General features: G+C 69.3%; 17 protein-coding genes. 4 read left to right on the plus strand and 13 right to left on the minus strand.

All coding sequences use genetic code 11. From position 1 onward, the window contains the following. The first annotated feature begins 13 nt into the window (after positions 1 to 13). Positions 14 to 310 carry a hypothetical protein gene (locus tag OG892_RS15570; protein WP_073738435.1) on the plus strand — a complete coding sequence of 99 codons (297 nt, stop codon included), beginning with the start codon at positions 14 to 16 and terminating at the stop codon, positions 308 to 310. A 56-nt stretch (positions 311 to 366) separates the two neighbouring features. Here the strand turns inward: OG892_RS15570 and OG892_RS15575 are convergent, their stop codons facing one another. The 5 genes from OG892_RS15575 to OG892_RS15595 form a co-directional block, all read right to left on the minus strand. Then, positions 367 to 1059: a response regulator transcription factor gene (locus tag OG892_RS15575; protein WP_371629451.1), complete on the minus strand. Its 693-nt coding sequence runs from the start codon at positions 1057 to 1059 to the stop codon at positions 367 to 369. Positions 1060 to 1347: 288 nt separating this feature from the next. Continuing rightward, the gene (locus OG892_RS15580) at positions 1348 to 3234 is read right to left on the minus strand and encodes a PQQ-binding-like beta-propeller repeat protein (protein ID WP_371629452.1); all 1887 of its coding nucleotides are present in this window, start codon (positions 3232 to 3234) and stop codon (positions 1348 to 1350) included. A 119-nt stretch (positions 3235 to 3353) separates the two neighbouring features. Beyond that, a complete protein-coding gene (locus tag OG892_RS15585; protein WP_371629453.1) occupies positions 3354 to 5249 on the minus strand; it encodes a PQQ-binding-like beta-propeller repeat protein in 1896 nt (631 codons plus the stop codon). Positions 5250 to 5511: 262 nt separating this feature from the next. Beyond that, positions 5512 to 7311 (minus strand): PQQ-binding-like beta-propeller repeat protein, encoded by a 1800-nt coding sequence (locus tag OG892_RS15590; protein ID WP_371629454.1) that lies wholly within the window; start codon positions 7309 to 7311, stop codon positions 5512 to 5514. A gap of 161 nt (positions 7312 to 7472) precedes the next feature. After that, positions 7473 to 9296 (minus strand): ABC-F family ATP-binding cassette domain-containing protein, encoded by a 1824-nt coding sequence (locus OG892_RS15595; protein ID WP_073738431.1) that lies wholly within the window; start codon positions 9294 to 9296, stop codon positions 7473 to 7475. A gap of 159 nt (positions 9297 to 9455) precedes the next feature. On the opposite strand from OG892_RS15595, the gene OG892_RS15600 reads away from it, so the two are divergent. Further along, positions 9456 to 10121: a lipoprotein gene (locus OG892_RS15600; RefSeq protein ID WP_371629455.1), complete on the plus strand. Its 666-nt coding sequence runs from the start codon at positions 9456 to 9458 to the stop codon at positions 10119 to 10121. 339 nt (positions 10122 to 10460) lie between these two features. Here OG892_RS15600 and OG892_RS15605 read toward each other — a convergent pair whose 3' ends face one another. From OG892_RS15605 to rsmI, 7 genes are all read right to left on the minus strand, one after another. Then, on the minus strand, positions 10461 to 11072 hold the full coding sequence (locus OG892_RS15605; protein ID WP_371629456.1) for a DUF4276 family protein: 612 nt from the start codon (positions 11070 to 11072) through the stop codon (positions 10461 to 10463). Between the two features lie 53 nt (positions 11073 to 11125). After that, the gene (locus tag OG892_RS15610) at positions 11126 to 12325 is read right to left on the minus strand and encodes an AAA family ATPase (protein ID WP_371629457.1); all 1200 of its coding nucleotides are present in this window, start codon (positions 12323 to 12325) and stop codon (positions 11126 to 11128) included. Between the two features lie 35 nt (positions 12326 to 12360). Continuing rightward, positions 12361 to 13293 (minus strand): 4-(cytidine 5'-diphospho)-2-C-methyl-D-erythritol kinase, encoded by a 933-nt coding sequence (locus OG892_RS15615; RefSeq protein ID WP_371629458.1) that lies wholly within the window; start codon positions 13291 to 13293, stop codon positions 12361 to 12363. Beyond that, complete coding sequence (rsmA, locus tag OG892_RS15620) at positions 13290 to 14273, minus strand: 16S rRNA (adenine(1518)-N(6)/adenine(1519)-N(6))-dimethyltransferase RsmA (protein ID WP_371629459.1); 984 nt, start codon at positions 14271 to 14273, stop codon at positions 13290 to 13292. Before rsmA ends, OG892_RS15615 begins: the two co-directional genes overlap by 4 nt. Before the next feature lie 139 nt (positions 14274 to 14412). Then, positions 14413 to 15279, minus strand: coding sequence for a TatD family hydrolase (locus OG892_RS15625; protein WP_073738428.1), 867 nt, complete (start codon positions 15277 to 15279; stop codon positions 14413 to 14415). 33 nt (positions 15280 to 15312) lie between these two features. Then, the gene (locus OG892_RS15630) at positions 15313 to 15747 is read right to left on the minus strand and encodes a hypothetical protein (protein ID WP_371629460.1); all 435 of its coding nucleotides are present in this window, start codon (positions 15745 to 15747) and stop codon (positions 15313 to 15315) included. A 160-nt stretch (positions 15748 to 15907) separates the two neighbouring features. Then, positions 15908 to 16804 (minus strand): 16S rRNA (cytidine(1402)-2'-O)-methyltransferase, encoded by an 897-nt coding sequence (rsmI, locus tag OG892_RS15635; RefSeq protein ID WP_073738426.1) that lies wholly within the window; start codon positions 16802 to 16804, stop codon positions 15908 to 15910. A gap of 53 nt (positions 16805 to 16857) precedes the next feature. Here rsmI and OG892_RS15640 point away from each other — a divergent pair, with 53 nt between their 5' ends. Beyond that, entirely contained in the window at positions 16858 to 18636 is a 1779-nt protein-coding gene (locus OG892_RS15640; protein WP_328866761.1) for a phospholipid carrier-dependent glycosyltransferase, read from the plus strand. Between the two features lie 72 nt (positions 18637 to 18708). On the opposite strand, the gene OG892_RS15645 is transcribed toward OG892_RS15640, so the two are convergent. Beyond that, complete coding sequence (locus tag OG892_RS15645) at positions 18709 to 19002, minus strand: hypothetical protein (protein WP_371629461.1); 294 nt, start codon at positions 19000 to 19002, stop codon at positions 18709 to 18711. 335 nt (positions 19003 to 19337) lie between these two features. On the opposite strand from OG892_RS15645, the gene OG892_RS15650 reads away from it, so the two are divergent. After that, positions 19338 to 20993, plus strand: a complete 1656-nt coding sequence (locus OG892_RS15650) for a penicillin-binding transpeptidase domain-containing protein (RefSeq protein WP_371629462.1) — start codon at positions 19338 to 19340, stop codon at positions 20991 to 20993. Positions 20994 to 21028 lie beyond the last annotated feature (35 nt).

A 21028-nucleotide genomic window follows, 5' to 3' on the forward strand; every position in this document is an offset into this window, starting at 1 on the left:
GGAGCAACTCACCATGTCCGACATGCACAAGGAAGTCTCCGATCTGGAGCAGAAGTCCGCCACGGCGGCCCGCCTCTTCGACATCAGGCGGATCATCGGCGGTCTCTTCGTGGTCTACGGAGTCATCGTCACCATCGCCGGGATCAACCCGTCCGACGCCGACCTGAAGAAGGCGGAGGGCGTCCACATCAACCTGTGGACCGGCCTGGCCATGCTGGCGCTCGGGCTCTTCTTCCTGGTCTGGCTGAAGCTGCGCCCGGCCCAGCCGCCGGCCGCCGCGCCGGACACCACGGACGCGCCCGACAGCTGAGGCGTTGAGGCGCCGAGACGCGGGGGCGCCCGCACACCGGCAGGGGCCGGACACCGTCAGCCGACGGGGTCCGGCCCCTGCCGCGTGCTCGCCGCCCGGTCCAGCAGTCCGGTACGGGCGGCCAGCGCCGCCGCCTCCAGCCGGGAGCCGACGCCCAGCTTCATCAGGACCCGCTGCACATGGGTACGGGCGGTGCTCGGCGCGATCCGCATCCCGGCCGCGATCAGCCGGGTACCCTCCCCCTCCGCGACACGGACCAGCACCTCGACCTCGCGCGGGGTGAGCAGCTGGAGCAGCCGCTGACCCTCGTCGTCCGGCTGGACCGGCGGGTTGAGCAGCTCCGCGAAGGCGCCCTGGAGCAGTTGCGGCGCGATCGCCGCCTCACCGGCCCGCGCCTTGACGATCGCCCGCTCGACGCCCTCGATGCGCTCGTCGTGGCGGACGTAGCCGACGGCTCCCGCGGCGAAGGCGGCCGCGATCCCCAGCGGGCTGGGCACCGGGCCGAGCACCACCACGGCGATCTGCGGGCGCTCGCGCCTGATCCGCGTGATCGGCTCGAAGGCGCCCGGCTCCGCGGGTGCGGCGGTGCCGAACAGGCAGACCTCCGGAGCCCGGCTGACCACCAGGTCCGCCGCTCCGGTGGTGGGAGCGGCGGCGGCGAGCACCCGGTGGCCCCGTAGTTTGAGCGCCGAGGCGAGCGCCTCGGCGAGCAGTCGGTGGTCATCGACCACCATCAGCCGCACGCTCATCGAGCACACCCCCGTAGCACTGGCAGCAGGCCCCCCGGCCTTCTAGGGCCTGTCGTCAAACTGCCGTCGCCGCCCGGAGGGCGGCGACGGCAGTTTGACGACAGGCCCTAGACCCGGCAAGTTACACGCATGTTCGACGCCGCGTGCGCCTTAGTCGGCAGAAGGCCCTTGGAATGACCACGGTTTACCCAATCGTGTGCAGTTCCGGGCCACTTGACGGCAACAAAACACCCGGCCCTGCCGGTCGACGGATCGACCGGCAGGGCCGGGTGCGGTGTTGACGTCGGGTCAGTTCGCGTCGAACGAGACGACGAGGTACTCCTTGTCGTCGAGCGAACTCGTGCTCGGCTTGCTGATCATCGTCTCGGAGATGTACAACCGGCCCCCGCTGTAGCGGTATTCGGCGTACTCCGGGGAGAAGCTGGTCTCCGCGTCCCGGACCGTCTCGTCGCTCGGGTTCTCCAACAGCACGGTCTGCTTGAAGGTGCTGCCGTCGATGGAGACGACCTGGCCGCCCTTGTCGTACGGGGGCTCCTTGTACGCGATGATGTTGCCGCCGTCCATGCGGAGCGGGAACATCGTGTAGTCGTCGCCCGCGTCGGCCCGGTCGCCGGTCTGCTTGCCGGTGGTCAGGTCGAAGGAGACGATCTCGTTGGTGTCGCTGTTGTCCTCGGCGCCGTCGTGCTCCTCCGTCGGGAGGTAGAGGCGGTTGTTGCCGACGGCGAGCTGCTGGCAGCTCTCGACCTCGGTGGAGCCGCATTTGGCCGCGTACTTCTCCGCGTCGGCCGGGATGCGGACGAGCAGCTTGCCGGTGGCGGCGTCGATCGAGAAGAAGTCGGAGATCCCGCTGCCGTCACCCGCGGTGTCGCCGACGTCGGCCGCGACGACCAGGGGCTTGGTGGAGACGATGCTCGCGTACTCGACACCGGGCGGCATCTTGTACGAGGAGAGCGGGGCGCCCGTGGTCGGGTTCAGCGCCTGGATGGTGAGCTGGGGGTCGTCGTACGAGCCGCACTTGCGGACCACGGCGAGGGCGTCGCCGCCGGCGTACCCGGTGTCGTAGCAGCGGTCGGTGCTCACCTTCGGCTTCCAGCGCTCGGCGCCGGTGTTCAGGTCGAACGCGGCACCTCCCTCGGAGCCGGCCGCGGCGACCGTGGTGCCGCTGAGGGTGACCTCCGTGAACCGGACGGGGGCGTCGCCGCCGGTGGCGGCGGTGACCGGCTTGCTCCACATGAGCTTGCCGGTGGCGAGGTCCAGGGCACCCACGTGGTCGCAGGGCTGGTACTTCTTCGCCGCGGTCCGCTTGCCCGCCTCGAAGACGATGGCCGTCTTGAAGTCCTTGCTCATGTGCCGGGAGGCGGCGCAGAGCTGGCCGGGCAGCGGGATCGACCAGAGCTTGGTGCCCTTGGCCGGGTCGTAGCCGATGATCTCGTTGACGCCCGTCTTGACGTACGCCTTGTCCGTCAGCCAGGAGCCGTCGACCGTGGTGACGTCGGTGACCTTGGGCTGCGGCAGCTGGAAGGCGACCGAGGACTTGGTGTTGGCCGGGGCCTTCTCCTTGCCCCCGCCGCCGACGTCCTTGCCGCCGCCGCCCTTGCTCTCGCCGTCGGTGCCGGCGGAGGTGGACGCCTCGTCCTTCTTGTCGCCGCCGTCGTCACCGCTGGAGGCGTACCAGAGGCCGCCGCCGACGATCAGCACCACGGCGACCACCGCGGCGACGATGATCTGTGCCTGGGTGGAGAACTTCTTCGGCCCGTTCCCGTTCTGCGGGGGCTGGGGCGGCTGCTGCATCGGGGCGGTCGGGTACCCGTAGCCCTGCGGCGGCTGGCCCTGCTGCGGGTAGCCGTAGCCGGGCTGCGGCGGCTGGCCCTGCGGGTAGCCGTAACCGGGCTGCTGCGGCTGGCCCGGCGGGAACCCGTATCCGGGCTGCGGGGGCTGCCCCTGCGGGGGCGTCTGCGGGTAGCCGTAGCCGGGCTGCTGCTGGGGCGGGCCCGCGGGCGGCGGGGCGCCGTAGCCGCCCGGGGGCGGGGTGGCCGGCGGGGTGACCGGCGGTTTGCCGAACGGGTCGGCGGGCGGCGGTGTCGGGGCGCCGAAACCGCCGGGCGGCGGGTCCTGCGGTGCGCCGAACCCGCCCTGCGGCGGATCGTTGGGGGGCGGCTGGGGCGGCTGCGTCATGGCGTTGGGTACCTCTGGAGAAGGAGAAGAAGAGTCGGTCGGGGTGGGCCGGAGCCGGCCGCGGGCGGGTCTGCTGCCGTCCGCGGCCGGCGGGTTCCTGCGGGTGCCGTGGTGAGCCGTTACTTGCCGAAGGCCATCATGGTCTTCGTCTCCAGCTCTTCCTTGTCGTTGCTGGCGCTGACCCGCCCGCTCGCGACGAACGAACGGCCGCCCTCGTAGAGGACCTTCTCGTTGTAGAAGGAGCTCTCGATCTCCGACGTCGAGTCCGGGTGCTGGAGCACCATCTGCGGGGTGCCCCCGGTCGGTGCGAGGCTGGCGATCCCACCACCCTTGCCGTAACCGGCGTCCACGTGGACCAGCAGGTTGCCGCCCTCCATCCGCAGCGGCTGCATCGTCTGCTCGGCCGGGGCGTCGGCCTTCCACTTCGTCTTGCCGGTGTTCAGGTTGAACGCGACGACCTTGTTGGTACGGGCGGAGCCGCTGGTGTCGTCCTGCGTCGCCAGGTAGAGCGTGTTGGGGTCGGTCGCGACACCCGCGCAGCCGTCGACGGACTTGCCGAAGATGGCGAACGCGCCACCGCAGTTGGTCGCGAACGAGTCGCCCTTGTCACTGACGATCTGGGAGCGCAGCGAGCCGTTCTCCTTGAGCGCGAGGATGCTCCACTTCTTGCTGTCGCCGCTGCCCTTGGTCAGCGAGACGATGAGCGGACTCACCGAGTAGAAGCGGTCGATCTCCCAGCCGCGCGCGGGCTTGTACGTCCACTTGGGCTTGCCCGTGACCGGGTCGATCTCCTCGACCTCGTGCTGCGGGTTCTCGACGTCCTCCGTACGGCAGTTGGTCGCGGCGATCAGCTTGGCGCCGCCCGCGAAGGAGAACGGCTGGCAGTTGCCGGCGCGCTTGCCGAACAGTGCCTTGCCGTCGCTCACCCGGAAGGCGTTGGAGGCGCCGGTGCGGCCGACCGTCACGGTGTTGCCGCTGATGGCGAGGGAGATGTCGGAGAGCATGTCGAACAGGCCGCTGCTCTTGATCGACTTCTTCCAGCCGGTCTTGCCGGTGTTGAGGTCGATCAGCTGGAGGTCCGCGCAGTCCGCCTTCTCCGTGGTGCCGTCCTTCACCCCGATGACGATCTTGCCGTCGGTGGTGGTCTGCGCCGGTGCGGAGCAGATGTCCGTGCCGAGCTTCAGCGTCCACTTCTGCTTGCCGTCGGCCACCGAGTAGCCGGAGACGGTGCGGTACATGCCCTTGACGATGGTGTCGCCGACTATCCAGGGGCCGTACACGTCGGCGCCGTTGCGCGGCAGGTCGACGTCGTTCTGCTGGAGCCAGAGGACCTTGGCCTCGCCGTCCTTGCGCCCGGCGTTCAGGTCGTCGTTGCCCTCACGGCCCGTGCCGTTGCCGTCGCCCTCGTCCACGGAGGGTGAGACGGACGGCTTCGCGTCGTCGGTGCTCTTCTCCGCGACGGGCTTCTTGTCGTCGTCGCCACCGCTCGTGGCCAGGTAGACACCGCCGCCGATGACCAGCAGCGCGGCGACCGCGGCACCGATGATCATCGCGGGCTTCCCCTTGAAGGGGCTGCGCCCGCCGGGACCCGCCGGGCCACCGGGGACGGGTGCGCCGGGGTACTGCTGCTGCGGATAGCCGTAACCGGGCTGCTGCGGCTGACCGTACGGACCCGGCTGCTGCGGCTGGCCGTAGGGACCGGGCTGCTGGGCGTACGGACCGGGCTGCTGCGGCTGACCGTAAGGACCGGGCTGCTGGCCGTAGGGACCCGGCTGCTGCGGCTGACCGTACGGGCCCGGCTGCGGCTGGCCCGGCTGCGGCTGACCCGGCTGCTGCGGGTAGCCGTAGCCCGGCTGTGCGGCCGGCGGTCCCGGCGGGGTGGCCGGCGCCTGGGGCGGCTGCGCGGGCGGCGGCGTCTGCGGCGGGCCCTGGGGCGGCTGCGGGACCCCCTGCGACGGCTCCTGCGGAGCGCCGAAGCCCCCCTGCGGCGGTTGCTGGCTGGGCGGCTGGGTCATCAGCGCGTCCCCCTTCGTGCGGTCCGGTGCCCGTTCCGGACTCCCCCGCGATTCCACCGGGGCTCCGGGGGTCGGCCTAGACCCCCTGAATCCCCAGTGAAATGGAGCGAATCGGGCATGGAACCCGCAGTGTTACGACAGTCGAGCGGGGCTTCTTTCTACCACCCGTCCCACCTCCGGCCCCGGTTCGGTCCACCCCTGTGCCCAAGGGAGAACCGGCCCGTGATGCTGCCGTTATGCCTGCGCCCGGCCCTACGGTCCGTCAGCTCCCGAAGGCGACCATCGAGCGCTCCTCGACCTCGTCCCCGTCCTCGATGCCGCTGATCCTCGCCTGCGTGAGGTAGGAGCGTCCGCCCACGTAGGTGATGCGCGAGAGGGAGAAGCCGCGCTCGGTGGGTGCGCCAGAGACCGGATGCCGCAGCACCGGGCTCCAAGTGCCGCCGGTACTCGGTACGGAGGCGATGCCGCCCCCCTTGTTCTTGGCGGCCCCGAGATACATCAACAGCTTGCCGCCCTCCGTCCGCAGCGGGGTGAGGGACTGCTGAGCCGGGGAGTCGACCGACCACTTGTGCTTGCCGGTGGTCAGGTCGAAGGCGGCGACCTTGTTGCCGTCACCGGTCTTGAGGTCGACGGCCTTGGTCGCCATGTAGAAGGTGTTCGCGTCGGCGGCCACCCCGAGGCAGTTGTCGAGGTTGGGGCCCTGCACGATCACGTCCGCGTCGCACGAGACCGCGTAGTCGCCCGGCCCGCCGGCGAGCTGGGTGCGGTAGGTGCCGTCGGCGTTGAGGACGAGGATGCCCCACTTGTCGTCCGCCTGCTTGAGCGAGACGACGATGGGGTTCGCCGAGTAGATCTGTGCGACCTGCCAGCCCTTCTTGACCTTGTACGTCCACAGCCGCTTGCCGGTGGCGGGGTCGATCCGCTGCACCTGGTGTTCCTTGTGGTCGTCGGCGGCGGTCTGGCAGCTGGCCGCCGCGATGGCCACCTCGCCACTGGCGAACCCGAACGGCTGGCAGTTTCCCGGCAGTCTGCCGAACACCACCTTCCCGTCGCTGACCCGGAAGGCGTCGGACCTGGAGGTGCGCCCCACGGTCACGGTGTCGCCGTTGGTGGACATCCTGAGGTCGGAGAGCCCGTCCCAGACGCCCTGGCGGACGTACGTCTTGTGCCAGCCGGCCTTGCCCGTCGTGAGGTCGACCATCTGGAGGCCGTTGCACTCCGCGTCGCCCGCGGTGGTGCGCTTGACGCCCAGGACGATCTTGCCGTCGGCGGTGGGCTGCGAGGGCGCCGCGCACATGCTGGTGGCCAGCCGCAGGCTCCACTTGAGCGAGCCGTCCGTGGCGTCGTAGCCGGTGACGGTGCGGTACATCGCCGTGACGACGGTGTCGCCGGAGAACCACGGTCCGTACACGTCGTCGCCGCCCCCGGGCAGATCGACGCCGCCCTTCTGGAGCCAGAGCATCTTCGCCTCGCCCGGCTTGCGCTCGGCGTTGACGGCGGCGGCCTCCGCGGCGGGGCTGATCGTGTCGTGGCCCCCGGTACCGGTCGGCACGGGCGAGGGGGACGAGGAGGTGTCCGGCGGCCCCGAACTGTGCCCGGGTCCGGCCGTGGGCTTCCCGCTCCCGCCGTCCCCGTCGAGCGCGAACCAGATCCCGGCGCCGGCCAGCAGCGCCACCGCGAGCACGGCGCCGACGATCGCCCCGGTCCCGCCCCGGAACCGCCCGCCGCCCCGGGACCCGCCGGACTGCGGCGGCTGCGGCGGCGGCTGCTGCCCCGGGTAGCCGTAACCGGGCTGGGGCTGGTTCGGCTGGGCGTACGGGCCGGGCTGCGGCGGGTAGCCGTATCCGGGTGCGGGCTGCGGTGGGTGTCCGTAACCAGGGGCGGGCTGCACGGGCTGGGCCGGCTGCGTGGGTGGTCCGTACGGGCCCGGCTGTGCGGGCGCCCGGTACGGCCCGGACGGCTGCGCCGTGCCCTGGCCGGGTGGCGGGAACGTCTCGGGCGGCGGGCCGTACGGGGCTCCGAACTCACCCTGCGACGGCTGCTGTCCGGGCGGCTGGCTCATCGGCCCGTCCCCCTGTTCCTTTGTCACCTGCGGTGTGGCACGGTCCGGCTACCGCGCCGGGCAAGATCTCTTTCTACCATCTGCCCCACGAGCCCCACAGGCCCCACCGACCACACCAGCCGCACCGGCCGCATGAGTTGTGCGGCGGTGCGGCTCAGCGGTCAGGCGTCCTCGGCCAGTTCCAGCCAGCGCATCTCCAGCACATCGCGTTCCGCGACGAGTTCACGCAGCTCGGCGTCGAGCTTCGCCACCTTCTCGAAGTCCGTCGCGTTGTCCGCGATCTGGGCGTGCAGCGTCGTCTCACGCGTCGACATCTTGTCGAGCTGCCGCTCGACCTTCTGCAGTTCCTTCTTCGCCGCGCGTGCCTCCTGCGGCGAGACGCCGGGGGCCGGTGCGGCGGCGGGCTGCGAGGATGATGTGGGCGCCACCGCGGCGGGGGTGCCGGCCGCGGCCATCTGCCGCCTGCGCTCCAGGTACTCGTCGATGCCGCGCGGCAGCATCCGCAGCGAGCGGTCGCCCAGCAGCGCCAGCACCCGGTCCGTGGTCCGCTCGATGAAGAACCGGTCGTGCGAGATCACGATCATCGACCCGGGCCAGCCGTCGAGCAGGTCCTCCAGCTGGGTCAGGGTCTCGATGTCGAGGTCGTTGGTGGGCTCGTCGAGGAAGAGGACGTTGGGCTCGTCCATCAGCAGCCGAAGGATCTGCAGCCGGCGCCGCTCACCGCCGGAGAGGTCGCCGACCGGCGTCCACTGCTTCTCCTTGGTGAAGCCGAACTGCTCGCACAGCTGCCCCGCGGTCATCTCCCGGCCCTTGCCGAGGTCGACCCGGTCGCGCACCTGCTGCACCGCTTCGAGCACCCGGAGGTTCGGATTCAGCTCGGAGACCTCCTGGGAGAGGTAGGCCAGCTTGACCGTCTTGCCGACGACGACCTTCCCGGCCGCGGGCTGCGCGTCGCCCTGGGTGCGGGCCGCCTGCTCCAGCGCCCGCAGCAGCGAGGTCTTGCCCGCGCCGTTGACCCCGACCAGTCCGATCCGGTCGCCGGGGCCGAGCTGCCAGGTGAGGTGGGTGAGCAGCGTCTTGGGTCCGGCCTGGACGGTCACGTCCTCCAGGTCGAAGACGGTCTTGCCGAGCCGGGCGTTGGCGAACTTCATCAGCGCGCTGGTGTCGCGGGGCGGCGGCACGTCCGCGATCAGCTCGTTGGCCGCCTCGATGCGGTAGCGCGGCTTGGACGTGCGGGCGGGGGCGCCGCGCCGCAGCCAGGCCAGCTCCTTGCGCATCAGGTTCTGCCGCTTGCCCTCCTCGGTGGCGGCGATCCGCTCCCGTTCGGCACGGGCGAAGACGTAGTCGCTGTAGCCGCCCTCGTACTCGTGGACGCTGCCGCGCTGGACGTCCCACATGCGCGTGCAGACCTGGTCGAGGAACCAGCGGTCGTGGGTGACGCAGACCAGCGCGGAGCGCCGGGCGCGCAGGTGGCCGGCCAGCCAGGAGATGCCCTCGACGTCGAGGTGGTTGGTCGGCTCGTCGAGGACGATCAGGTCCTGTTCCGCGATGAGCAGCTTGGCGAGCGCGATCCGGCGGCGCTCACCGCCGGAGAGCGGGGCGATGACGGTGTCCAGTCCGTGCTCGAAGCCCGGCAGGTCGAGTCCGCCGAACAGCCCGGTCAGCACGTCGCGGATCTTGGCGCTGCCCGCCCACTCGTGGTCGGCCAGATCACCGATGACCTCGTGGCGGACGGTCGCCTTCGGGTCGAGGGAGTCGTGCTGGGTGAGGACACCGAGGCGCAGCCCGCCGTTGTGGGTGACGCGGCCGGTGTCGGCGTCCTCCAGCTTGGCGAGCATCCGGATGAGGGTCGTCTTGCCGTCCCCGTTACGACCGACGACACCGATCCGGTCCCCCTCGGACACACCGAGGGACACACCGTCGAGCAGCGCACGGGTGCCGTACACCTTGCTGACCTGCTCGACATTGACGAGGTTGACGGCCACAAACGCTCCAGCTCGAAGGGAGAACACTGAACCTTCAGCGTAGTCGCCACGGCGCGGAGCTCCTTACGAGCGCCCGCTCACCCCGGTTCCCTGCGGTACCTTGCCCGGATTGATCAAGATCCGGGCGGGTTCCCGGGTCTCACCGGGGTGGGGAACTTCATGGGACGACGTACGGTTCGCGGGCCCGCGCCCGTCCTGCTGGCATCCGTCGCGCTGCTGGCATCCGCCGCGCTGACCGGCTGTTCTTCGGGGTCCGGCGGGGGTACGGAGGCGGATACGAAGCCGGGCGGCGGGGCGGGCGCGCACGGGGCGGGCGACAAGGCCGTGGCCAAAGGCGGCACGGTCGGGGGCTCCGGTTCCGGCTGCGAGCTGCCCGTCGTCTTCGACCTGGCGCGGGACTGGAAGGCGAAGGCCGTCGTGCCCGAGGAGCCGGACTCGGAGTTCGCCGCGCTCGGCCGGCAGGGCCCGGTCGCCATGGTGTGCGAGATCGACGCGAAGCCGGCCGGGCACATCGGATTCCTGCGGGTGTGGCAGGGCGACGGCAAGTCCGGCACGGCGCGCGAGGCGCTGGAGGGCTTCGTGAAGGCCGACGAGAACGCCTCGAAGATCACGTACACGGATGCCACGGCCGGAAAGCTGTCCGTGGCCGAGGTCGGCTACACCGTCCACAGCAAGATCATGGAGGAGTCGCGCCCGGCCCGCGCCTTCGCCGTCGCCACCCCGGACGGGCCGGTGGTGGTGCACCTGGGCGGGCTGGACGCGCAGGAGCACGCGGGGATGCTCCCGGCGTTCGAACTGGCGAAGCGGAGCGTCCGGCTCGGCTGAGCGGGGCCGATCAGCAACGAACACCGGCTCATCCACCGCGTGGTCAAGGCCAAGGCCCGCATCGTCCCGTGCCGCCACCTCTGCGGTTGCCGAGCGGCCCTGCCGCACTCCCCCATGCAGCTACGCGCGCTCGATTAGCCACCCGGCCACCGAGTGCGCCGTCACTGAGCGATGGGTGCTGACGCGCACCAGATGCGCAATGCGGCGCGTCGGCCAGTAGCCCGCACCGTAGAGGGCGGATCCCGCCCTGCAAGGGAAACATAATCACGGCCACCGACATCGACTACCGGAAACCAGACAAGCCCCACTGCCGTAAGCACAGCCGGACCTAATCCCTCGCTACGGTGTTCTACCGATTTCCCGGACTCCAGACACAAATGCATTAAAACTCTGGGACTTATTACCTTCCAGACTAAGGCGAGGTCCGATTCGCCGCCCCCACTCCGGTTTGGAGGATATCCTCACTCCATTCATTCGAAGAATCTTCTCAAAAGCGTCAGAACATTTTCCGGAAACCAGGTCGGGATTTACCTTATACGCCCTAGGAACATCTTGCGTTACCTTAGGGAAAGCCGATCGAACCGCCGCCCAGTCCCCAAAGTACCAACTCTCAAGTTCCCTAATAGCAATCCGGTTCAATACGTGAAACCCCCCCTCCTCTCCACATTTGGCGCGAGTAACCAATCCGCATTTTTCAGCAACCGCATCCAGCTTTCGCTTCAAATCGATACAGTCATCCATGTCAAGGTCTACAAGAACCACAACTCGAATATCTTCACCACGCTTACGTGCCGCCGCATAGCCTTGGAGTCTCTGGGGAAGCTTCTTCAGGAGATCCGGCTTACCCTGAAACTGGCGAATCGCGGTCCGAATGCGTTCTCCCTTAAAAATTTTCGCGAGAAGCGGCTTCAGCGCCTCCGCCGCAGACTCTTCCTCGACCAGGAATTCCAAAGAGACAGCAGTGCGTGATCGTTCTCCACCAGCTCGACTCGCCACTTTTCGCGTCATCCGTCAACTCCGACCTCAACCGTCGGAGTCTTGGGCATGGGGAGGTCGCCAAAATAATTCTCCTGCCAGAGGGTACCCAGCAGAGCCCCTTGCTCGAGCATGTCATTTACTAGCGGGATTACACTCGGTCGAATTACCCTCGTGTAGCCATCATCACCCCGATAGAGAGCAATCACCTCGTCAGGTCTACAAGAATTTACAAATTCATGAGAGTGAGTCGTCACCAACACTTGAGACTTCTCACTGGCCTGCCGACACTGCTGAGCCAATCCAGGGAGAACCGAGTTATAGAGGTGGTTTTCTGGTTCTTCAATACCAATAAACGGGGCAGGGTCAGGATCGTAAAGAAGAGTGAGGTAAGACAGAAGCTTCAGCGTGCCATCTGATGCATTGCTGGCAAGAACCGAATCAGAGAAAGGGGAATCCTTGATGAATAGAACGAGGCGACCATCTGGTGAGGTGGAGTAATCGACCCGCTCAAGCGTCGGAACCGCATCCTGCAGAGACTCTATAACTGACTCAAGCCGCTGAGGATAATTCTCTTTCAGGTATTGAAGAACATTGCTAATATTGTCGCCAGATTGGGAGAGACGCTCTTGTGGTCCAGCAGTGGGAGACTTCCTCTCTTCCGCTACCGAAAGATAGGAAAGATACCAGCCAGAAATGAATCGCCGAAGTGCGGCGACTCGCGGATGAGACTTAAACTGACCCAACGCATTGACGGCAAGCCTGTCTGGCCCGTCAAGGGCCTCTGGATATTTATTCCCTGTAGCCTCGTCCACCACGTAACCCGATCCATGCTGGAAATCAAGAATATGTCGGGGACGCCCTTGAGCTCGACCAGAAGTCCACCGCAGCAATTCTCGACTTACAACCGGACGACCACGCTCTTCATCGATCTCCAGGCGATAGGTTAGAAGATTCTCCTTGGGTTCCTGGCGATAAGAGATTTGAATCGCAATTGGCCCTTCGGCCCCTTTGGATCGAAGCTGCGCCAAACCTCCTCGCCTATCCCATGCGGCTCTGATGCCAACCGTGAATGATGTCTCCATAAAGGCAAAAACATCAAAAAGCGTAGACTTTCCGCTACCATTTGGGCCAATCAGGACACTGAAAGGCTTGAGTCTTTTAATCTCGACATCCTGGAGAACTCGATAGTTCTCCACTTTAATTGCTTCAATTACCGGGGGCCGCATGATAGCTCCTCGTATGAGATCGGCTGGTGCAGAGCTTAAGGGGCGCAGCAGCGCCCGGTGCTCATGTCGGCACAAACCACTGCGCCGGTTGCAGGCGACACCGCCACGCGGGTCTCACGGCAGGTCGCGGAGGCGGTCAGGGCGTCCGCGATCGTCCTGGCCGACGCCTCGTCCTCGGCCAGGAACGCGGTGGTCGGGCCGGAGCCGGAGACCAGCGCGGCCAGGGCGCCCGCGCCGGTGCCCGCCGCCAGGGTGTCGGCCAGCGAGGGCCGCAGCGACAGCGCGGCGGGCTGGAGGCCGTTGCTCAGGGCGGCGGCGAGGGCCTTGGTGTCACCGGTCCGCAGCGCTTCCAGGAGCACCGGGGACGCGACGGGCTCCGGTACGGCCATCCCGGCCGTGAGCCGGTCGAACTCGCGGTAGACGGCCGGGGTGGAGAGGCCCCCGTCCGCGACGGCGAAGACCCAGTGGAAGGTGCCGCCGGTCTCGACCGGGGTCAGCTGCTCGCCCCGGCCGACGCCGAGTGCCGCGCCGCCGACCAGGCTGAACGGGACGTCGCTGCCCAGGTCCGCGCAGATGGCCAGCAGCTCGTCGCGGCCGGCGCCGGTGGACCAGAGCGCGTCGCAGGCCAGCAGGGCACCGGCCCCGTCGGCGCTGCCGCCCGCCATCCCGCCCGCGACCGGGATGTCCTTGTCGATGTGGATGTGCACCCGGGGCTCGATGCCGTACCGCCCGGCCAGCGCGATCGCGGCGCGGGCGGCGAGGTTGGTGGCGTCCAGCGGGACCTGGGCGGCGTCCGGCCCGGCGCAGGTGACGCGCAGTTCGTCGGCGGGGGTGACGGTGATCTCGTCGTAGAGGCCGACGGCGAGGAAGACGTTGGCCAGGTCGTGGAAGCCGTCGGGGCGGGCGGCGCCGACCGCGAGCTGGACGTTGACCTTGGCGGGTACCCGAACGGTGACGCTCTCGCTCATGCGGACGGCTCCGGCTTGTTCTCGACGTCCGGCTTGTTCTCGGCGTCCGGCTTGCTCTCGACGGACGTGGCCTCGACGGACTTGGTCTCAGCGGACTCGGCTTCAGCGGGCCCGGTCGCGGCGGGCTTGTTCTCGGCGATGGCGGCGAACTCCTCGACGGTCAGCGCCTCGCCCCTGGCCTGCGGCGAGATCCCGGCCGCGACCAGGGCGGCCTCCGCGGCGGGCGCGGAGCCCGCCCAGCCGGACAGGGCCGCGCGCAGGGTCTTGCGGCGCTGGGCGAAGGCGGCGTCGACGACCGCGAAGACCTCGGCCTTGCTCGCCGTGGTCGCGACCGGCTCGGCCCGGCGCACCAGGGACACCAGCCCGGAGTCGACGTTCGGGGCGGGCCAGAAGACCTTGCGGCCGATGGACCCGGCGCGCTTGACGTCCGTGTACCAGTTGGCCTTGACCGACGGCACCCCGTAGACCTTGTTGCCCGGCCGCGCGGCCAGCCGGTCGGCCACCTCCGCCTGGACCATGACCAGGGTCCGCTCGATGGTCGGGAAACGGTCGAGCATCGTGAGCAGCACCGGCACGGCGACGTTGTACGGAAGGTTGGCGACCAGTGCGGTCGGCGGCGGGCCCGGCAGTTCCCGTACCTGCATCGCGTCCGAGTGGACGAGGGCGAACCGGTCCGCGCGGTGCGGCATCCGGGCGGTGACCGTGGCGGGCAGGGCGGCGGCGAGCACGTCGTCGATCTCGACGGCGACGACCCGGTCCGCCGCCTCCAGGAGCGCCAGGGTCAGCGAGCCGAGGCCGGGGCCGACCTCGACCACCACGTCGTCCGGACGGACCTCGGCGGTCCGCACGATCCGGCGGACCGTGTTGGCGTCGATGACGAAGTTCTGGCCGCGCTGCTTGGTGGGGCGTACGCCCAGCGTCGCGGCCAGCTCGCGGATGTCTGCGGGGCCCAGGAGGGCGTCGGGCTCTGTGGTGCTCACCCGTCAAGCGTAAGTCGCTCACGGACCTCTTTCGCCAGCCAAGCGCCCGAGCTCCGCGAGTCGACTCACGGACCTCTTCGCCGGCAGGCGGCCGAACCGCCCGACCTCCGCAAGTCGACTTGCGGAGGTCGGGCGCCGCTCAGTAGTCGAACGCGCGAGCCGTGTTGCCGGCGACCGCCGAGGCCATGGTGTCCTCGTCGACGCCCTTCACCGCCGCCATGGCGCGCAGCGTCACCGGGATCAGATACGGCGCGTTGGGCCGTCCGCGGTACGGGGCGGGGGTGAGGAAGGGGGCGTCCGTCTCGACCAGGACCAGTTCGAGGGGCGCCACGACGAGCGCGTCGCGCAGCGGCTGGGCGTTCTTGAACGTCACGTTGCCCGCGAAGGACATGAAGTACCCGGCGTCCGCGCAGATCCGGGCCATGTCCGCGTCGCCGGAGTAGCAGTGGAAGACGGTCCGCTCGGGGGCGCCCGCGTCGGCCAGGACGCGCAGCACATCGGCGTGCGCCTCGCGATCGTGGATGACGAGCGCCTTGCCGTGCCGTTTGGCGATCTCGATGTGGGCCCGGAAGGACTCCTCCTGGGCCGCCACGCCCTCGGGGCCGGTCCGGAAGTAGTCGAGTCCGGTCTCCCCGACGCCGCGTACGTGGTCCAGGGCGGCCAGTGCGTCGATCTCGGCGAGGGCCTCGTGGAGCGCCGCCGTGCCGCCGGCCTCGCGTGCGCCCTGCCGCGACGCCCCCTCCGGGTCGCCGTGCACGATCCGGGGCGCCTCGTTGGGGTGCAGGGCCACCGCCGCGTACACGCTCGGGTGGGCGGCGGCGGTCTCGGCGGCCCAGTGCGAGCCCTTCACGTCGCAGCCCACCTGGATCACGGTGGTCACGTTCACCGCGGCGGCCCTGGCCAGGCCCTCCTCCACGGTGCCGTCCTGCATGTCCAGGTGGGTGTGCGAATCAGCGACCGGCACCCCGAGGGGCTCGGGCAGCGGCGGGGCTTCGGTACGGCTCATGGCCACGATCGTACGAGGCCCGGGGCCGGTGGCTCACTTGCGGTGGAAGGGGTGCAGCAGGTCCGCGAGGTGCCAGTGGTGCTCGCCCCCGGGGACGGCGGTGGCGGCCACGGCCTCCGCCTTCCTTCCGCGGGCGTCGGCGGTGACGTCGGCCGGGCTGCCTGCCGGGGCCCCGGCAGGCGTCCCGACCGGGTTGCTGTCGACGGGCAGGCTGTTGCGCATCAGCTGCTGAACGGTCGAGACCCGGCCGGATCGCATGATGCGCACGACGTGCCCGCCGCAGTTGGCGCAGGTGGGCGTGGAAAGGGGGGAGGGCACGCGCTGGCCGTCCGCCTTGTAGACCACGAAAGCGCTGTTGGAGGCGTCGACGTGGTGCTCTATCTCGTAGGCCTGTTCCCAGCCGTGTCCGCACCTCATGCAGGCGAAGGCGTATGCCTCGTGCACGGTGGTTGCTGCGATCTCACTCATGCCTGCTCCTCTTGTCCGCCGGACAAGCACTCCGGAGAATGCGTCCTGTTATCCAGTGGACGCCTTTACCGGCACAAGCGCACCGGGCCCTGTCGAGTGTTGGAGCGGTCTTGGCCTTCTCGTGGCAAAAGGGGCCGGTACGCGGCTTTCGCTTTGCCTTTCACGATAGTCCTTTGCCCTCCGGCGGGCCGGTCCGAGCCGCGTTCTTTGCCGCGACCACCGCGTCGAACACGTCGCGTTTGGGCAGGCCGGCAGCGGCGGCGACGGCGGCGATCGCCTCCTTCCGCCGCTCCCCCGCCTCCTCTCGCACCTGCACCCTGCGTACCAGCTCTGCGGCGTCCAGTTCCTCGGCTCCGGAGTCGGCCGCGCCCTCGACGACGACGGTGATCTCGCCGCGTACGCCCTCGGCCGCCCAGGCCGCCAGTTCGCCCAGCGGGCCGCGCTTCACTTCCTCGTAGGTCTTGGTCAGCTCACGGCAGACGGCGGCGCGCCGCTCTGTCCCGAACACCTCGGCCATCGCGGCGAGGGTGTCGTCGAGCCGGTGCGGGGCCTCGAAGAAGACCATGGTGCGGCGCTCCGCGGCGACCTCGCGCAGCTTGCCGAGGCGCTCGCCGCCCTTGCGCGGCAGGAAGCCCTCGAAGCAGAACCGGTCCACCGGCAGCCCGGACAGGGCGAGCGCGGTGAGCACGGCCGACGGTCCGGGCACCGCGGTGACCCTGATGCCCTGCTCGACGGCGGCGGCGACGAGCCGGTAGCCGGGGTCGGAGACGGACGGCATCCCGGCGTCCGTGACCAGCAGGACGCGGGACCCGCCGGTCAGCGCCTCGACGAGTTCCGGCGTACGGGCGGACTCGTTGCCCTCGAAGTACGAGACGACACGCCCCGTGGTGTGGATGCCCAGCGCCTGGGTCAGCCGGCGCAGCCGGCGGGTGTCCTCCGCGGCGACGACGTCCGCCGTCTCCAGTTCGGTGGCGAGGCGTGGCGGGGCGTCCGCCACATCGCCGATGGGGGTCCCTGCGAGTACCAGCGTTCCAGTCGTCTCCGTCACAACGTCCATTCTCCCAGCACGGGCGGCACCACTCGCACAGATGCGTTCCCTACGATGGCGCGGTGACGAGTACAGCGCCCGATGCCCGGCAGGGCCAAGACGCCGGGGATCAGTACGGCCCGGAGCCGACTTCCTGGCAGCAGCGGCTGCGCCGCTTCGGCCATTCACCGCGGCCGGGGATCGGGCTGCGGGAGCGGCTGGTTCCGCCGTACACCCGCCCCGGGAGCCGCCTGTGGGCGGTGCTCGGGGTGCCTCCGGTGCTCGCGGACCGGCTGCTGCGCTGGTCGGCCTGGGGCGGTCCGCTGCTGGTGGCGCTGGTCGCCGGGGTGCTGCGGTTCTGGAACCTGGGCAGCCCGCACGCGGTGATATTCGATGAGACGTACTACGCCAAGGACTCCTGGGCGCTGATCAACCAGGGCTACGAGGGGGCCTGGCCCAAGGACGTCGACAAGCTGATCCTGGACGACCCGTCCAAGGTGAACATCCCGGTCGACCCCGGATATGTGGTGCACCCGCCGGTCGGCAAGTGGATCATCGGGATCGGCGAGCAGATCTTCGGCTTCACGCCGTTCGGCTGGCGGTTCATGGTCGCGGTGCTCGGCACGCTGTCGGTGCTGATGCTGTGCCGGATCGGCCGCAGGCTCTTCCGCTCGACGTTCCTGGGCTGTCTGGCGGGCGCGCTGCTCGCGGTGGACGGGCTGCACTTCGTGATGAGCCGCACGGCGCTGCTCGACCTGGTGCTGATGTTCTTCGTGCTGGCCGCGTTCGGCTGTCTGCTGATCGACCGGGACTGGGCGCGGCGCCGGCTCGCGGCGGCGCTGCCGGTCGACGCGGAGGGGGTGCTGCGGCCGGACGTCGTCGTGGCGGAGCGGCTGCGCCTGGGCTGGCGGCCGTGGCGGATCGCGGCCGGGCTCATGCTCGGACTGGCCTTCGCCACCAAGTGGAACGGGCTGTACATCCTGGTCGCGTTCGGCCTGATGACGGTCCTGTGGGACGTGGGCGCGCGGCGTACGGCGGGCGCGATGCGGCCGTACACGGCGGTGCTGAAGCGGGACCTGGTTCCGGCGTTCGTCTCCACGGTGCCGGTGGCGATCCTGACCTACGTCGCCTCGTGGACCGGCTGGATCATCCACAACTCCCCCACCCGGCACGGCTATTACCGGGACTGGGCGGCGACCGACGGCAGGGGCGGCAGCTGGACGTGGCTGCCGGACTGGCTGCGCAGCCTGTGGCACTACGAGTACCAGGTCTACGAGTTCCACGTGAACCTGACGTCCGGGCACACCTACCAGTCCAATCCGTGGAGCTGGATCGTGCTGGGCCGGCCGGTCTCGTACTTCTACGAGGAGCAGAACGGCTGCGCCGCCTCGGAGACCGGCAAGTGCGCCCGCGAGGTGCTGGCGCTCGGTACGCCGCTGCTGTGGTGGGCCTCGTGCTTCGCGCTGGTGTACGTGCTGTGGCGCTGGGTCTTCCGCCGCGACTGGCGGGCGGGCGCGATCGCGTGCGGGGTGGCGGCTGGCTGGGTGCCGTGGTTCCTGTACCAGGAACGCACCATCTTCCTTTTCTACGCGGTGGTGTTCGTGCCGTTCCTCTGTCTCGCGGTGGCGATGATGATCGGGGCGATGCTGGGTCCGGCGGCGGGTACCGGGGCGAAACACGAACTGGGGCTGACGACCGGTGATCCCTCGGGCGAACGGCGCCGGACGCTGGGGGCGGTCGCGGCGGGTGTCCTGGTGCTGCTGATCGTCTGGAACTTCATCTACTTCTGGCCGCTGTACACGGGGACCGCGATCCCGGAGGGCTCCTGGCGCGACCGGATGTGGCTGGACACCTGGATCTGACCGGGCGGACGGACACTTGGGGGGCGTGACCACCGGTCACGCCCCCCAAGTGTCTACAGGCCGCTGAAGGCGTCAGGACAGCTTGATGCTTCCACCGGACTGGACGTCTCCGGAGTCGCCGGCTTCGATGACGTTCACAGGCCCCTGCGCGCAGGCCGCGTCGGCGAAGACTTCGGCATTCGAGTCGGTCAGGTTGTCGACCTGGGCGCCCTCGTCGCCTGCGGCGTAGCAGCCGGCCGCGGGGTCCTGGTACTCCGTTCCGTTGACGACCAGCGTGCCGCTCGCGGCGAATGCCGACTGGGTCCCGGCGAACGCGAGCATGCCGGCAGCGGCGATGCTGCCGAGGGAAATCAGGGTGCGACGCATGTGGGGGGTCCTCCTGTGTCAGGTAGGTCAGGGGCACTTTCCGTACGCCCTCACCAGCAATGATCACCAAGAGTTGTGCTCATAAACGGAGAGTCATCACAACGAGTGGGCGGGTGCGCCTCCTTGACGGAGAAGGCACACCTCCTTGACGGAGAAGAACTCGACGGAGAAGGAAGAGAAAGAGCCGGATGCCCGCATATGGCCGCCCCGTTCACGCCATCACGGATCGCGTTCCGATAACAACCGGCTCCGCTGTCACTACCGTCCCGTAAAGTGCCGGGAAATGCCCCCTTGAACGTGTTCAAGGGGGCCTCCTGGGGAGGGGGACTGCAGGAATGCGCAGTGGAGTGAAGATAGGAATAATCGGCGGGGTGTTCACGGTCGTGGTCGGTGGTGTGGGCTACGGCGCGTACAACATCCTGGACGGGCTCGGGGACAGCGGCGTCGGGGGCGGCACGGACACCGAGACCACCTCGCAGGAGGTGCGGACCGGGCCGGTCACCGAGCAGGAGATAGCCGACACGTCGAAGAAGTTCCTCGCGGCGTGGGCGAAGGGCGACGCGGCGGTCGCGTCCCACCTCACCAACAACGAGGGCGATTCCGGACCGGCGTTGACCGGCTACCGCGATACGGCCCATGTCACCAAGGCCGTGATCACGCCCGGCCCGGCGGTCGGCGCGAAGGTCCCGTACACCGTCGAGGCGACCGTCTCGTACAAGGGGACGACGAAGCCCTGGTCGTACAAGTCCGAACTGACCGTGGTGCGCGGCCAGTCCACCGGCCACGCGCTCGTCGACTGGAAGCCCGCCGTCCTCCACCCGGACCTGGCCAAGGGCGAGTCGCTGGAGACGGGCGAGGCGAAGACCGCGCCGATCGAGGCGGTCGACCACAACGGCCAGGTGCTCACCAAGGAGAAGTACCCCTCGCTCGGCGTCATCCTGGACGAGCTGCGCAAGAAGTACGGCGGGAAGACCGGCGGCACCGCGGGCGTAGAGACCTGGATCAACAGCGCGAGCGAGGACGGCGCGAACAAGACGCTGCTGACCCTGGTCAAGGGGAAGCCGGGCAAGCTGGCGACCACGCTGGACGCGAAGATCCAGGCAGCGGCCGAGCGGGGCGTGAAGAAGTTCGAGCAGTCGTCCGTGGTGGCCGTAGAGCCGTCGACCGGCGCGATCCGCGCCATCGCCAACAACCGGGACGACGGCTACGACGCGGCCCGGTGGGCGAAGGTGGCGCCCGGCTCGACGATGAAGATCGTGACGGCCGCGATGATCATCCAGAACGGCCTGGGCAGCGCGAACGGGCCGGTCAAGTGCCCGTCCAGCGTGAGCTGGAAGGGGGTCACCTTCCACAACCTGGACAACTTCGACATGACGGACGGCCCCACGTTGAAGCGGGCCTTCGCCAAGTCCTGCAACACGGCGTTCATCAAGCCGGTACTGCCGCTGGGTGACGGCAAGCGTGACACCGCGCTCGGCGTCGAGGCCGCGCAGTACTTCGGGATCGGCCGCAACTGGCAGACCGGCATCTCGACGTTCGACGGCAGCGTGCCCGAGTCACAGAACGCGGAGACGGCCGCGTCGTTCATCGGCCAGGGCAAAATCGAGATGAACCCGCTGAACATGGCCTCCGTCACCGCCACCGCCGTCAGCGGCCGGTTCCGGCAGCCCTACATCGTCCCGCAGAACCTGGACAACCGGACCTTCGCCGTCGCGAACCCGCTCCCGGGCGGGGTGTCGGCGCAGCTGAAGGAGATGCTGAACTACACCGCCACCAGCCCGGAGGGCACCGGCACCAAGGCCATGGCGCGGGTGGGCGGCACCAAGGGCGCCAAGACGGGCTCCGCCGAGGTCGACGGCCACGCCTCGTCCGACAGCTGGTTCACCGGCTTCAGCAACGACCTGGCAGCGGCGGCCCTCGTCCAGTCCGGCGGCCACGGCGGGGACGCGGCAGGACCGGTCGTCGCGGAGGTCCTGCTCGCGGGTCCGTGAGCGGTGCGGCGAAGCACCGGTGGCCAAAGAAGTTG

It is taken from the genome of Streptomyces sp. NBC_00341 (assembly GCF_041435055.1).
In the GTDB taxonomy this organism is placed as follows: domain Bacteria; phylum Actinomycetota; class Actinomycetes; order Streptomycetales; family Streptomycetaceae; genus Streptomyces.

Bases quoted from the DNA above. Each gene is read 5' to 3' on its own strand.
- OG892_RS15610 (WP_371629457.1), bottom strand. From the start codon at position 12,325: ATGCGGCCCCCGGTAATTGAAGCAATTAAAGTGGAGAACTATCGAGTT.
- OG892_RS15630 (WP_371629460.1), bottom strand. From the start codon at position 15,747: ATGAGTGAGATCGCAGCAACCACCGTGCACGAGGCATACGCCTTCGCC.
- OG892_RS15585 (WP_371629453.1), bottom strand. From the start codon at position 5,249: ATGACCCAGCCGCCCAGCCAGCAACCGCCGCAGGGGGGCTTCGGCGCT.
- OG892_RS15615 (WP_371629458.1), bottom strand. From the start codon at position 13,293: ATGAGCGAGAGCGTCACCGTTCGGGTACCCGCCAAGGTCAACGTCCAG.
- OG892_RS15575 (WP_371629451.1), bottom strand. From the start codon at position 1,059: ATGAGCGTGCGGCTGATGGTGGTCGATGACCACCGACTGCTCGCCGAG.
- OG892_RS15600 (WP_371629455.1), top strand. From the start codon at position 9,456: ATGGGACGACGTACGGTTCGCGGGCCCGCGCCCGTCCTGCTGGCATCC.
- OG892_RS15570 (WP_073738435.1), top strand. From the start codon at position 14: ATGTCCGACATGCACAAGGAAGTCTCCGATCTGGAGCAGAAGTCCGCC.
- rsmI (WP_073738426.1), bottom strand. From the start codon at position 16,804: ATGGACGTTGTGACGGAGACGACTGGAACGCTGGTACTCGCAGGGACC.
- OG892_RS15650 (WP_371629462.1), top strand. From the start codon at position 19,338: ATGCGCAGTGGAGTGAAGATAGGAATAATCGGCGGGGTGTTCACGGTC.
- OG892_RS15625 (WP_073738428.1), bottom strand. From the start codon at position 15,279: ATGAGCCGTACCGAAGCCCCGCCGCTGCCCGAGCCCCTCGGGGTGCCG.
- OG892_RS15590 (WP_371629454.1), bottom strand. From the start codon at position 7,311: ATGAGCCAGCCGCCCGGACAGCAGCCGTCGCAGGGTGAGTTCGGAGCC.
- OG892_RS15580 (WP_371629452.1), bottom strand. From the start codon at position 3,234: ATGACGCAGCCGCCCCAGCCGCCCCCCAACGATCCGCCGCAGGGCGGG.
- OG892_RS15645 (WP_371629461.1), bottom strand. From the start codon at position 19,002: ATGCGTCGCACCCTGATTTCCCTCGGCAGCATCGCCGCTGCCGGCATG.